Genomic DNA, 12,422 nt, shown 5'->3' with positions numbered 1-12,422 from the left:
TACCCGGTCGCGACTGACGTTGCTCCTACAGCTGCAGCCAGCCGGTGAGGGCGTGCAGCAGCAGGCCGATCAGGCCGCCGACCAGGGTGCCGTTGAAACGGATGTACTGCAGGTCGCGGCCGACGCTCAGTTCCAGCTGCTCGACCAGCTTCTTCTCGTCCCAGCCTTTCACCGTCTGTGCGATATGCGTGGTGACGCCGGCGCGCAGACGGGTGGTGAGCTTTTCGGCACCGGTGAGCATGTGCTGGTTGAGGGCGTCGCGCAGGGCCGGATCACGGCCGATCGCATCCCCCAGCTTGCCGAAGCTGCGCTCCAGGTAGGCGGCCAGGGTTGAATCCTCGCGCGACAGGTCCGCGTGCAGGAAGCCGTGTATCCGCTGCCACAACCCTTGCACATATTGCTGCAGGGCGGGGTGGTCGATCATCTGCTGCTTGAGGGTGTCCACGCGCGCGGCCAGCGCCGGGTCCTCGCGCAGCCGCTGGATGTAGTCGCCCAGCCACCGTGCATAGTCGCGGCGCAGCGGATGCTCCGGTTGTGACAGCACCTGCTGCAGCTCTTCCAGTCCGGCCCGTGCCAGCCGGTCGGCCAGCGAATCGCCGATCTCGTCGATCGGTTTGACCCAGTCCACGGTGCTGGCCAGCGTGGGCCATTCCTTGCGGATGTAGCGCACGATCAGCGCCGAGGCCTGCTGCCGCACCTTGTCGTTGTCCAGCCAGCGCGCGATCCGCTTCAGTCCTTCATCGAGCACGCGCTGGTGGCGGTTGTCGGCGGTCAGCAGGCCGAGCAGCTCACCGGCGGTGCTGGCCGCATTCCACTGCCGCAGCTGTTCGACGACGAAACCCTGGATGGCGCGCCGCACCGCGGCCTCGTCGAGCAGGTCCAGCGCCTGCAGCGCCCAGCCACGCGCCATGCCGGCCAGCATCTTCGCCTGCGCCGGTTGCGAGAGCCATTCGCCCAGGCGGCTGGCGGGATTGAACACCTCCAGTTTGGCCAGCAGCGCCTGCGGCTCGAGGAAGTGGTCGCGCACGAACACCGCCAGGCTGTCGGCGATGCGTGCCTTGTTGCGCGGGATGATCGCCGTGTGCGGGATCGGCAGGTTCAGCGGCCGGCGGAACAGCGCCACCACCGCGAACCAGTCGGCTAGCGCACCGACCGTGGCCGCTTCGCAGAATGCGCCCACCCAGGCCCAGATGCCGCGTTCGCCATACAGATGGCTGACGATGAAACCGCCCAGCATCGCCAGCAGCATCGCCACCGCATAGGCCTTGAGGCGGCGAAGCTGCCCGCGGCGGGGGTCATGCGGCATGGTGCTGCTCACCCGTCAGTCTTTGTCGCCCGCTTCACGGCGGAAGCAATGATCGCCGGCCGGGTGTGCCCAGGCGTCCAGGTGACCACGGCGCTGTCCGCTGCTGCTGTCGGTGCTGAAGCGGGCACAGAGCTGGAAATGGGTGGGATCCAGCAGCCGGTAGTTGTACGCGGGGCCACCGGCAGGATCGTTCAACGGCAGGGCCATGCCGGGTTGTGTGGCCAGCGTGCGGATATCCGGCGGCAGCATGTCGTGCTCGCGCCAATAGCCGCGGGCGGCGATATCCAGCGCCTGCAGGTCGGCGATGCGGGCGTTGTCCAGGCGCTTGAGGCGCTGCTGGGAAGGCGAGTCGATGACGAGCACCCCGGCCACCATCGCCAGTGCGGTGACGATACCGGCAGCCCACAGGATGCGGCGGCCCCAGGCGACAGTGCTCATGCTTCCCCCTCTTCCTGCCGCAGGTCCCACAGGTAATAGCCGAATACCGTGCCGGCAATGCTGCCGACCACCAGTACCTTCAGTACGAAGCGCAGGCTCAGCTCACCGCTGAGCACGTTGTAGACCAGCGCGGTGAGGTCGCCGATCAGCACCGTGGCTGCGACGAACAGGGTCAGGTAGGTCAGCCAGCGGCGTACCGGTGACAGCCGCTTGATCGGATTGCGCTCCACATCGAGGCTGACATGGCGGGCGATGAACACGAATACCGGGAAGGCGATGACCAGCGCCGACACCGACCAGCGGATGGCACCGCCCAGCCGCAGCAGTCGCCAGTCTGCATCTGCCGCGTCCGGCAGCGCATAGGTGATCAGCTGGAACAGCAGGCTGCCGAGGTTCCAGCAGAAGAAGTACAGGGTGCTGAACAGCACCAGATAGAGGAAGGCCTCCCGTGCCGACAGCGACGCACGCGGGCGTGGCACCGGTAGTGCGAACGGGACCTCGGCCCAGTTCTCCAGCGCGCCACGGATCTGCTCACTGCTCCAGCCGGCGGCCAGCAGGGCCTGGTTGATCTGCTCGCGGGTGTGGCCGCGCAGCAGTGCTTCGTGGACGAATCGTTCCAGTTCCGGGGAGGCGGAAGCCATTGCTGGGTCCTTGCAGGGCGTAGTCGCAGGGTAGGGGGCAGCCGGGGAGGGATCAAGCCTCGGTGGCCGCATCCTGCGTGGAGTCGGCGGCGGAGGCGAAACGCGCGCGCAGGGCATCCAGCTCCATCCGCAATGCCTGGTTTTCCGCGGTCAGCGAGGCCACGCGCTGGCGCAACGCCTGTACTTCGGCGCTGTCCACCGTCTCCTCGAGACCTGCGGCTTCGGCGCTGCCCAGTGGCTGCGTCTGCCCGGCGTCGTCATCGCGCGCGGCCTTGGGTTTGCGCCTGGCATCGCGCACGCGCTTGGCGGCCTGTTTCAGTTCCTCCTTGCCGCCCCTGGCCGCCGCGCGCTGCTCGTCCTCGGGCAGGCTGGCGACGGTGGCCGCGGCACTGAGCGAGATCGCACCGCTGCGCATCGCCTCGATCACTTCCACGGCAGCGTGATCGTGGATCTTCTCGATCATCGTCACCTGGCTGGGGCTGAGCTTGGCTTCACGGGCCAGGTCGGCCTTGGACAGCTTGGGTGCCGGTTCCCATGGTGGCAGGTCGGCAGCATCGGCAGCGGTGTCGGCGGCAGTGCTCTCACCTTCGCTTTCGCGCTGCAGCTGTTCCTGTTCGGTGCGGCGGCGGGCGGCGAGGATGTCGCGCTTGCGCAGCGCCAGCACACCGCGCTGGTAGTCGGACACGCTGCGCCGGCCCAGGTGCTGCTCGATCATCCACAGATGCACGTCGTCCATGCTCTTGAAGCGCGTGTTCTGCACGGTGTTGAACGGAATACCGTGCTTGCTGCAGATGCCGTAGCGGTTGTGTCCATCGATCAGCACGTTGCCCCACAGCACCAGTGCATCGCGGCAGCCTTCGGCCAGCAGGCTGCGCTCCAGCGCGGCGTGCTCGTCCGCCGTCAGCGGATCGATATAGGCCTTGAGTTCTTCGTTGACGATGATGTCCATGCGGCTGCCTGTGAAACGTGGGGGGCGGCATTGTAGATGAGCGGGAGGGCGGTGCCGGGAAACCGGCGTGGCGGCGGTGGTGGATGAACGCGGTGGCGCGATTCGTTGCAGGCGGTATCAAGCGCGTGGATCAGGCCGCCATCGGGATTAGAATCTGCAGTTCCCCCCAAGGCCCCCGGTATTGCCATGACCCTTCCCAGCGCTCCTCTCCGCGGCAGCATTGTCGCGCTCGTCACGCCCATGCACGAGGACGGCAGCGTCGACTACAGCGCGCTGCGGCAGCTGGTGGATTGGCATGTGGCCGAGGGCACCGACTGCATCGGCGTGGTCGGCACCACCGGCGAGTCGCCGACGGTGAGCGTGGAAGAACACTGCGAGATCATCCGCGTGACCGTGGAGCAGGCCGCCGGGCGGGTGCCGGTGATGGCCGGCTGCGGTGGCAACTCCACCGCCGAGGCGATCGCGCTGGCACAGTTCGCACGCAAGGTCGGTGCCGACAGCCAGTTGCAGGTGGTGCCGTACTACAACAAGCCGGGGCAGGAAGGGCAGTACCGCCACTTCAAGGCGATTGCCGAAGCCACCGGCGATCTGCCGATCGTGCTCTACAACGTGCCGGGTCGCACCGTTGCCGACATGCAGCACGACACCGTGCTGCGATTGGCGCAGGTGCCGGGCATCATCGGCATCAAGGAGGCCACCGGCAATCTGGAGCGGGCGCAGTGGCTGATCCGGGAAGTGCCGGAAGACTTTGCGGTGTATTCCGGTGACGACGCCACCGCGGTGGCGCTGATGCTCTGTGGCGGCCACGGCAATGTGAGCGTCACCGCCAACGTCGCACCGAAGCTGATGCGCGAGCTGTGCGCGGCGGCGCTGGCCGGCGATGTGCGCACCGCGATGGCGATCCAGCAGCGGCTGCTGCCGGTGCACCGGCAAATGTTCGTCGAGGCCAATCCGATCCCGGTGAAGTGGGCGCTGGCACGCATGAACCGTTGTGGCACCACGCTGCGCCTGCCGATGACCGAGCTGGATGCCGGCCACCAGACGGGAATGGAAGCGGCCCTGCGCGGCGCCGGCCTGCTGGCCTGAGCAGTCTTCAATCATCCGCGCGGGTCCGTCCATCGGACTGGACCCGCACGCAAGCGGCCAGGCCGGCCATCAGTGCGGCCTGGTCCGTCTGATTCAGTCGCGCTCCACCGCGATGATTTCACCGGTGTCGGGGTCCAGCCGCAGGTTCACCTTCTCGCCTTCGGCGGTGCGACCCTCGGCTTTCCACAGGCCGTCCTTGAGTTTCACGTCGTTGACGTCGCTGTAGCCGGCAGCGGAAAGCTGCGCGCGGATATCGGCTTCACCCAGCTGTGAGACGGCCTTTTCCGGATAGACCGTGCCGGTACGCGGGTCCAGCCGTACATCCACGTCCTTGCCGTTGGCGCTGGTCGCCTCGGCCTTCCACATGCCGTCCTTGAACTCCAGGTCCTTTACTCGGGTGTAGCCCTGTGATTCCAGCTGGGCACGTACCTGTGGCGCGGTCAGTGCATCCTGCGCCCGGGCGACGCCGGTCGCGGCCAAGGCAAGGGCGGCGGCAAGCAGGGTGGTGTGCAAGGTTCGGTTGTTCATGGGTTGGCTCCTGAGATATCCATCGCGCAGTCCACGCATGCCGACCGTAGCGGTGGAAACCTGTACCGGAACGTGAAACAGCGCCGGGACGTGATCCGCCGGTCGTACGCGGTTAATCGGTGTGGAAGCTGCGCGAGAAAAACCTTCGCGCTGCGTGCAGCTTTCGTTGTGTGGCGATGAAGGCAGCGGGCAAACGGTATCGCTGGTGGCTGCCGGCGGCAGGCGCTACAGTCCGGCGTATCGCTCCCCCGACGGTAGAAATTCCATGGCATCGCGTCCTTCCGTTCCTGACAACGCCGCGCTGGACCGCATCGTCGCCAAGGCCCGGCGCGAGGCCGAGCAGCGCGGGCACGGTTACCGGGAGCGCGCGTTGAAGCTGTATCCGTGGGTCTGCGGGCGCTGCGCCCGCGAGTTCACCCGCGCCAATCTTTCCGAACTGACCGTGCACCATCGCAACCACGACCACGACTGCAATCCGCCCGATGGCAGCAACTGGGAGCTGCTGTGCCTGTACTGCCATGACAACGAGCATTCGCGTTATGGCGACTACACCGGCGTGGCCGCCAGCGACGCCGAGGAGCGGCATGTGGGCGCCACCGCGCAGCCTTTCGCCGGCCTGCGCGGGCTGCTCAAGCGCGACTGAGCGCAGCGGTAGCGCTTGCAACCACCGCCGGCCGCGCGCTGCGGCCATGCCAGAATCGCCGCGTCTTTCCCGGGGTTGATCCGATGACGCCTACTGTCGCCGCCGCCGCGGCCAATTCCCCGCGCCGCGTGCTGGCCGCCAGCCTGATCGGCACCACCATCGAGTTCTTCGATTTCTACATCTATGCCACCGCGGCGGTGCTGGTATTCCCGCAGCTGTTCTTTCCGGAAAGCAGCAGCCAGGCGGCGCTGCTGCAGTCGCTGGCCACCTTTGCGGTGGCTTTCATCGCCCGCCCGGTGGGGTCGGCGGTGTTCGGGCACTACGGGGACCGGATCGGCCGCAAGGCCACGCTGGTGGCGGCGCTGTTGACCATGGGGCTGTCGACGGTGGCGATCGGCCTGCTGCCGACCTATCACGACATCGGCCTGGTCGCGCCACTGCTGCTGGCGTTGTGCCGCTTCGGACAGGGACTGGGACTGGGCGGCGAATGGGGCGGTGCGGTGCTGCTGGCCACCGAGAACGCGCCGCCGGGCAAGCGCGCCTGGTACGGCATGTTCCCGCAGCTGGGCGCGCCGCTGGGCTTTCTGCTGTCGGCCGGCACCTTCCTGCTGCTGGGCAAGGTGATGGACGATGCCGCGTTCCTGGCCTGGGGCTGGCGCGTGCCGTTCATCGCCAGTGCGGTGCTGGTGGTGGTCGGCCTGTGGGTGCGCCTGAACATCCGCGAGACGCCGGATTTCAGCAAGGCGATCGAAGGAGGCCGGCGCGTGCGCCTGCCGCTGCGCGAGGTGCTGCTGGCTCACGGCTTCGCGGTGGTGGCCGGAACGCTGGCGGCATTCGCCACCTTCGTGCTGTTCTACCTGATGACGGTGTTCACGCTCAGCCATGGCACCTCGGTGCTGGGCTATGCGCGCGAGGATTTCCTGCTGCTGCAGATGCTCGGCATCCTGTTCTTCGCCGCCGGCATCCCGTTGGCGGCGGTGTATGGCGACCGCTGGGGCACGGTGCGGACAATGCTGCTGGCGACGCTGCTGATCTTCGTCTTCGGCTTGCTGTTCCAGCCGCTGTTCCAGTCCGGCCATCCGTGGCAGGTGCTGCTGTTCCTGGCGTTGGGACTGTTCCTGATGGGCCTCACCTACGGCCCGTGCGGCACCATGCTGGCCGGTCTGTACCCGGTGCAGGTGCGTTATACCGGCGCATCGCTGTCGTTCAACCTGGCCGGCATCCTCGGTGCGGCACCGGCGCCCTATGCCGCCACGTGGCTGGCCGGCAGGTTCGGCATTGCCGCCGTGGGCGGCTACCTGTGTGCGACGGCGGCGGTGACGGCACTGGCGCTATGGATGATTGCCCGCCGCAAGGGCACGTGGCGGTAATGCCCAGGCGGAAGCTGGCCGTCCGTGGCCATCGCGGGGCAGGTGGTTCCGGCTGCCAGCCGGGTGGAGGCAGCCGGGTGGGCGTCAGCGGAACAGGCGCTTGAGCGTGCGCCCGAGCCAGCCGCCTTCCTCATGTTCGCGGGCGAATTTGTTGAGGTGCCGCTTGACCTGCTCGGCATAGGACTTGTCGTCGCTGCGGATATGGTTGAACAGCCAGCGCGAGAGCATGTTGCGCAGGTCGTCGGTGATGTCCTCGCCGGCCTCGAAGCGCATCCGGTATTCGGAAACACGCTTGATGAACACCTCGTGCACCCGCTTGTGCGCGGCGCAGAACGGGTAGCCGGCTTCTTCCATCAACTCCTCCTCGAAGGCGAAGTGCGACATGGTGTAGTCCACCAGTTCGTCGATCACTTCCGCTACCGCCATGCGCTCCATGCTCTTCTGCGCCACATGCAGATGGTTGAGCATCTCCACGATGCGCATGTGCTGGCGGTCGATGACCTCCACGCCCGTGTTGAGATCGTCCTGCCAGACCAAAAGTGCCACCGCGGTTTCTCCAAGTAGGTGTCTATGGAGCGAACTCTAGGAACGGTGGCGGTTTTCGGCGTTGATCAGGATCAAAGGGGCCGGGCGGCCGTTCAGCTTGCCTGGCCGATGGCGGCGCCGGCGGTGCTGCTGCAGACCCGGTTGCGGCCCCCGGCCTTGGCCAGGTAGAGCTGGCGGTCGGCCTCGGTGATCAGCGCGTGCAGGTTGCCGGTGCTCGCCGGCAGGTGGCAGATGCCGATGCTGATGGTCATCGCCAGCGGGTTCTCGCCCGGCTGCAACTGCAGCGCCTGTACCGAAAGGCGCATCTGCTCGAAGTAGTCGATCACCTGCAGGTGATCCATGTCGTTGACCAGCATGCAGAACTCCTCGCCGCCGAAGCGTGCGCACAGGTCCTGTGTGCGGGTATTGGCCTGCAGCACCGTGGCCACCGCGCGCAGGGCGTGGTCGCCGGCCTCGTGCCCCTGGCTGTCGTTGATGTGCTTGAAGTGGTCGATGTCCAGCATCGCCACCGCGACACTGCGGCTGCCGTTGCGGTGGGCCTCGTCGAGCAGCCGCTGGCTCTGTTCAAGGAAACTGCGGCGGTTGCGCAGGCCGGTGAGGAAGTCGCGGGTGGCCAGATCCTGCAAGGTGCCGATCAGCTCCAGCTGGTCCACGTTTTGCGAGACCCGGCAGAAGAACTCCTCGCGCGAGAAGGGCTTGCGCAGGAAGTCGTTGGCGCCGTTCTTGAGGAAACGTGGAATCAGGGACGGGTCGGCGTTGCCGGAAATGCCGATCACCGCGACCTTGTCGCGTGCCCGCAACGCGCGCAGCCGGCGGGTCAGCTCCACGCCTTCCATGCCGGGCATTTCCTGGTCGACGATGACCAGGCGGATGGAAGGATCCGCTTCAAGGGCGCGCAACGCACTGGCGCCATCCTCGGCCTGGCTGACGTGGTAGCCGTACATCTGCAGCAGCGCGGCGGCATACAGGCGAGCGGAGGGCGAGTCGTCCACCACCAGTGCCGAAATCCGCCGGTTGCGTTCCAGCCGCTGCACCAGCCACACCAGATAGTCGATGCTGCCGGGAGTGTTCTTCAGCACATAGTCGATGATCTGCTGCTGCAGCACGCGCTTGCGCAGGCTTTCGTCATAGACGCTGCTGACCACGATGGTGGGCAGTCCGCGCTCGACGAAGTAGTCCACCACCTGGTCGCGGTCGCCATCGGCCAGCACCAGCCCGGTCAACACCAGGAACCATTCCTGTTCCTGCTCCAGCAGCCGGCTGGCCTCGGCCAGCGTGGAGACCACGCTCACCGGCAGCTGCAAGCGCTGCTCCAGCGCCGCGCGCAGTACCGAAGTGAAGGTGCGTGAGTTTTCCACCACCAGGATGCGTTGTGGCAATGGCGGGATCGGGCGGGTGTCGAAGCCGGCCGGGGGCGATGCGGTCATGAGGGCATGGAGGTCCGGAAAGCGGTCTGTCACATGGAGTTAGCGGCCGTCGCCGCGTGGACTTTAGCCGGCATGGGCCGGGACGCGCTGTGCAGGATCAATGCGCCGCTGCGCAAGGGCGGGCATCATGTCGGCATTCCCGCCGGCTGCCTGCCCTATGCGATTGCTGCTTGTCGAAGATTCCACCGCGTTGCGTGAAAGCCTGGCGGTCGCGCTGACGTCGGAGGGCTATGCGGTGGATGCGGCTGCCGACGGTGGCCAGGCATTGGGATTTCTTGCCCATTACGAGTACGACCTGATGGTGCTCGACCTGGCACTGCCAGGTGTCGACGGACTCGGTGTGCTGGGTGAACTGCGCGGCAGGCGGCTTGCCACCCGGGTGCTGGTGCTGTCGGCGCGCGACCAGGTTGCCGACCGCGTCGGTGCCCTCAACCTGGGCGCTGACGACTACATGGTCAAACCGTTCGCCTTCGACGAGCTGCTGGCGCGGCTCAAGGCGCTGGCACGGCGGCGTTTCGATGATGCGTCACCGCGGTTGAGTGCAGGTGGCCTGACCGTTGATACCGGCACCTGCCTGGTGTCCGGGCCGCAAGGCGTGATCGCGCTGTCGCCCAAGGAGTACGCGTTGCTGGAACTGCTGCTGCGCGAGCGCGGGCGGGTACACACCCGCACCGGGCTGTTCGAACGGCTGTATGCCGGCAGCAGTACCGCCTCGGACAAGGTCATCGAAGTGCTGATCAGCACCTTGCGGGGCAAGCTGGCCGGTGCCGGTGTCGATGGCCTGATCGAAACCCGGCGGGGATTCGGCTATGTGGTCGTCTGAGCGCCGCTGGCTGAAGTCGATCCGGCGGCGCCTGATCATCGCGCTGGTCGGCGGGCTGGGCAGCCTGCTGGTGGTGATGTTCCTGCTGCTGGACCAGATGCTCGACCACCACCTGTATGCCCGGCTGGATGCGCAGCTGCTCGACCGCGCGCGTGCGGTAGGGGCGCTGCTGGCCAGCGGCACACCGGTGGATACGCTGATGCCGGAGTTCCGCGAACATGGCCACACCGATTTTTTCACCCTCTGGGATGCGGCAGGCAGGGTGGTGGCGCGCTCATCGTCCAGTGGCACACAGGCACTGATGCGGCCCCCCCGGATGCCGGCTGACGCGCCGCTGTACTACGACGTGATCCTGCCCGATGGCCACCGTGGCCGCGCGGTGGCGCAGCGTGTGCTGCCGGGACACGCCGGACAGACGCATGCGGCGGTCATCACCGTCGCCATCGAGCGGACCGATGTTGACCTGCTGGAGCGCCGCATCCATCTGACCCTGCTGCTGGTCATCCTGCTGGCTGCGCTGTGTGCCGCGCTGCTGGCGATCATCGTCGTCAACCGGGGCCTGCGGCCATTGCTGCGGCTGGGAACCCGGGTCGCTTCACTGACGGTGGAGGGCGAGCACCGGCCGCTGCAGGATGCGTCCTTGCCGTCGGAACTGACGCCATTGGCGGCGGCGCTGGACCGTGCATTTGGCCGGCTCTATGAAGCGCTGGAGCGCGAACGCCGGTTCGCCCGCGACGTTGCCCACGAGCTGCGCACGCCGCTGGCCGAGATCCGTACCAGCACGGAACTGGCGGTGCGCAGCGGTGACGCCTGTCGCGCCGCGACCGCGCTGACGGTGTCGCTGGCCGCTGTCGAGCGCATGCAACGCAGTGTCGATGGCCTGCTGGCGCTGACGCGTTATGAATCCGGGCAGGCGCAGCCGCAACCCGAACCGCTGGAGCTGCGCGCGATGCTTGATCTGCAACAGCAGGCATTGCGCCGTGCCGCACGCGGGGCGACGCGGGATATCGTCCACGAAGGGGTGGCGGAGTGGTGGACGTCGAGCGATCCGGGGTTGCTCGAATGCATCCTCGCCAACCTGTTGCAGAACGCGGTGGAATACGCGCCGGCGCACAGCCGCATCGTGGTCCGCTTGCAGGAGCAGGCGGAAGGTGTCTGGGTCCAGGTATGCAATCCGGCCCCCGACCTGACGCAGGCGGATCTGTCGCGGTTCGGTGAGCGTTTCTGGCGCAAGTCGCCGGGCCATGCCGCCGATGTGCATGGAGGTCTGGGACTGGCGCTGGCGCGAACCCTGGCACAGGTGCTTGGGCTCGAGCTGCGCTTTGATCTGCACGCGGGTGAACTCGTGGCCCGGCTGGGGCCGTTCCCGGCGCTTCCGGATGAAAGCAATCCGTGAGCCACGGATGGAGGCGATTCGATGGCCGTGCCGGCCTTCTGCGCACCGGTATTGCGGGTCGGTGGTGAGGTGATGCCAGTGCAATTGCAAACGCGAGTGCTTCGCAGTCGAGTGTCTTAAGCGTTTCCAAAGCCTTGCCGGGGAGACTGTGGCCAGTTCCGCTCCCCCCGTGCCGAGGTTGACCGATGTCCTGCCGTTTCCGCTGCCGCCCGCTGGTGCCGTTCGGCCTTCTGCTGCTGGCCTTCAGTGGCATCGCGCCGGCCGCCGCCCCGCCGGGGCTGATCCGCCTGCCGGCCGAACAGGCGCGCGCGCTGGGGGTGCGCAGCGCGCCGGTGGTCGCCGCCACCGGTATTCCACTCGAACACCTGCCGGCGACGGTGGAGCCGGCGCTGGAACGCAGCGTGGTGGTGACCGCGCCCTATGCCGGCACGGTCACCCGGGTGCTTGCGGTCGAGGGCAGCGCGGTCGCGGCCGGTGCGCCATTGGCGCGGGTGCAGAGCCGCGAGCGGATGATGCTGGAGGCCGACGCCGGACGGGCCGCCAGCGAGGCACGCCTGGCCGGGCGCCAGGCACGACGCGATGCCGAACTGCTGGCCGAGGGCATCGTGCCGGCCGCACGTGCCGAGAGCAGTCGCGCCCAGCAGGAACAGGCCAATGCCGCGCAGGCCCAGTTCACCCGGGCACTGGCGCTGGCGCCTGCCGCGAAGGCGGGTTTGCCGGGAGAGTACGAACTGCGTGCACCGCTGGCGGGGTTGGTGCTGGAGCGCAAGGTGGTGCCGGGGCAGGCGCTGGAAGCGATGGCCGCCGCGTTCGTGGTGGCCGATATGGCGACGCTGGATGTCGCCATCCGCGTACCGGCGTCGGCGCGGACACGGCTGGCACCGGGACAGGTGGCACGCATCGATGGCGTGGCCGCGCGCGGCCGTGTCACCGCGGTGGGCGCGGCGGTCGACGCTGCCAGCCAGACCGTGCCGGTACGCGCCCGTTTCGATGCCGATGCCGCGCTGGTACCGGGCCAGCCGGTCGCGGTGACGCTGGTGCTGCCGGCGCCGAAGGATGCGCTGGCGCTGCCGCGCGGTGCGCTGGTGCGGGTGGGCCGCGACAGCGTGGTGTTCGCCGCCACGGCGGAAGGCTATCGCAAGGTCACGGTCCAGGTGCTGGGCGAATCGGCCACGCAGGTGGTGGTCCGTGGTCCGCTCACCGCCGGTAGCGTGGTGGCGGTTGCCGGTACCAGCGCGCTGAAGGCGTTGCTGGCGGCGGGGGAGTAAG

The 12,422-nt window shown here is 67.7% G+C and carries 13 protein-coding genes; 6 read left to right on the top strand and 7 right to left on the bottom strand.

Going from position 1 to position 12,422, the window contains the following annotated elements:
- Positions 1-25 precede the first annotated feature (25 nt).
- Genes ACSBPQ_RS09985 through ACSBPQ_RS09970 form a run of 4 tightly spaced genes read right to left on the bottom strand, consistent with a single transcriptional unit; the run spans position 26 to position 3,334 of the window.
- A complete protein-coding gene (locus tag ACSBPQ_RS09985) occupies positions 26-1,306 on the bottom strand; it encodes a DUF445 domain-containing protein (protein WP_442682003.1) in 1,281 nt (426 codons plus the stop codon).
- Between the two features lie 15 nt (positions 1,307-1,321).
- Entirely contained in the window at positions 1,322-1,744 is a 423-nt protein-coding gene (locus ACSBPQ_RS09980) for a hypothetical protein (protein WP_442682002.1), read from the bottom strand.
- Positions 1,741-2,385 (bottom strand): DUF5671 domain-containing protein, encoded by a 645-nt coding sequence (locus tag ACSBPQ_RS09975; RefSeq protein WP_442682001.1) that lies wholly within the window; start codon positions 2,383-2,385, stop codon positions 1,741-1,743. The genes ACSBPQ_RS09980 and ACSBPQ_RS09975 overlap by 4 nt, the downstream gene beginning before the upstream one ends.
- Before the next feature lie 52 nt (positions 2,386-2,437).
- Entirely contained in the window at positions 2,438-3,334 is an 897-nt protein-coding gene (locus ACSBPQ_RS09970) for a plasmid replication/partition related protein (protein WP_442682000.1), read from the bottom strand.
- 186 nt (positions 3,335-3,520) lie between these two features.
- Here ACSBPQ_RS09970 and dapA point away from each other — a divergent pair, with 186 nt between their 5' ends.
- Complete coding sequence (gene dapA / locus ACSBPQ_RS09965) at positions 3,521-4,420, top strand: 4-hydroxy-tetrahydrodipicolinate synthase (protein ID WP_442681999.1); 900 nt, start codon at positions 3,521-3,523, stop codon at positions 4,418-4,420.
- Positions 4,421-4,513: 93 nt separating this feature from the next.
- Here dapA and ACSBPQ_RS09960 read toward each other — a convergent pair whose 3' ends face one another.
- Entirely contained in the window at positions 4,514-4,948 is a 435-nt protein-coding gene (locus ACSBPQ_RS09960; RefSeq protein WP_442681998.1) for a PepSY domain-containing protein, read from the bottom strand.
- 265 nt (positions 4,949-5,213) lie between these two features.
- Between ACSBPQ_RS09960 and ACSBPQ_RS09955 the strand changes: the two genes are divergently transcribed.
- Together ACSBPQ_RS09955 and ACSBPQ_RS09950 are read left to right on the top strand one after the other, a co-directional pair.
- Positions 5,214-5,591: a YajD family HNH nuclease gene (locus ACSBPQ_RS09955; RefSeq protein WP_442681997.1), complete on the top strand. Its 378-nt coding sequence runs from the start codon at positions 5,214-5,216 to the stop codon at positions 5,589-5,591.
- Positions 5,592-5,674: 83 nt separating this feature from the next.
- Positions 5,675-6,961, top strand: a complete 1,287-nt coding sequence (locus ACSBPQ_RS09950) for an MFS transporter (protein ID WP_442681996.1) — start codon at positions 5,675-5,677, stop codon at positions 6,959-6,961.
- Positions 6,962-7,045: 84 nt separating this feature from the next.
- Here ACSBPQ_RS09950 and ACSBPQ_RS09945 read toward each other — a convergent pair whose 3' ends face one another.
- Both ACSBPQ_RS09945 and ACSBPQ_RS09940 read right to left on the bottom strand, forming a co-directional pair.
- Positions 7,046-7,507, bottom strand: a complete 462-nt coding sequence (locus tag ACSBPQ_RS09945) for a bacteriohemerythrin (RefSeq protein ID WP_442681995.1) — start codon at positions 7,505-7,507, stop codon at positions 7,046-7,048.
- 92 nt (positions 7,508-7,599) lie between these two features.
- Positions 7,600-8,934, bottom strand: coding sequence for a diguanylate cyclase (locus ACSBPQ_RS09940; protein WP_442681994.1), 1,335 nt, complete (start codon positions 8,932-8,934; stop codon positions 7,600-7,602).
- A gap of 157 nt (positions 8,935-9,091) precedes the next feature.
- On the opposite strand from ACSBPQ_RS09940, the gene ACSBPQ_RS09935 reads away from it, so the two are divergent.
- The 3 genes from ACSBPQ_RS09935 (at position 9,092) to ACSBPQ_RS09925 (ending at position 12,421) form a co-directional block, all read left to right on the top strand.
- On the top strand, positions 9,092-9,757 hold the full coding sequence (locus ACSBPQ_RS09935) for a response regulator transcription factor (RefSeq protein WP_442681993.1): 666 nt from the start codon (positions 9,092-9,094) through the stop codon (positions 9,755-9,757).
- The gene (locus tag ACSBPQ_RS09930; protein ID WP_442681992.1) at positions 9,744-11,153 is read left to right on the top strand and encodes a histidine kinase dimerization/phospho-acceptor domain-containing protein; all 1,410 of its coding nucleotides are present in this window, start codon (positions 9,744-9,746) and stop codon (positions 11,151-11,153) included. Before ACSBPQ_RS09935 ends, ACSBPQ_RS09930 begins: the two co-directional genes overlap by 14 nt.
- 185 nt (positions 11,154-11,338) lie before the next feature.
- Positions 11,339-12,421 (top strand): efflux RND transporter periplasmic adaptor subunit, encoded by a 1,083-nt coding sequence (locus tag ACSBPQ_RS09925; protein WP_442681991.1) that lies wholly within the window; start codon positions 11,339-11,341, stop codon positions 12,419-12,421.
- The last annotated feature ends 1 nt before the right edge of the window (position 12,422 follow it).

The organism is Stenotrophomonas sp. JC08, from assembly GCF_052180205.1.
Taxonomy (GTDB): Bacteria; Pseudomonadota; Gammaproteobacteria; order Xanthomonadales; family Xanthomonadaceae; genus Stenotrophomonas.
Note: the sequence above shows the minus strand (reverse complement) of the source record. Positions and strands in the feature narration are given on the sequence as shown.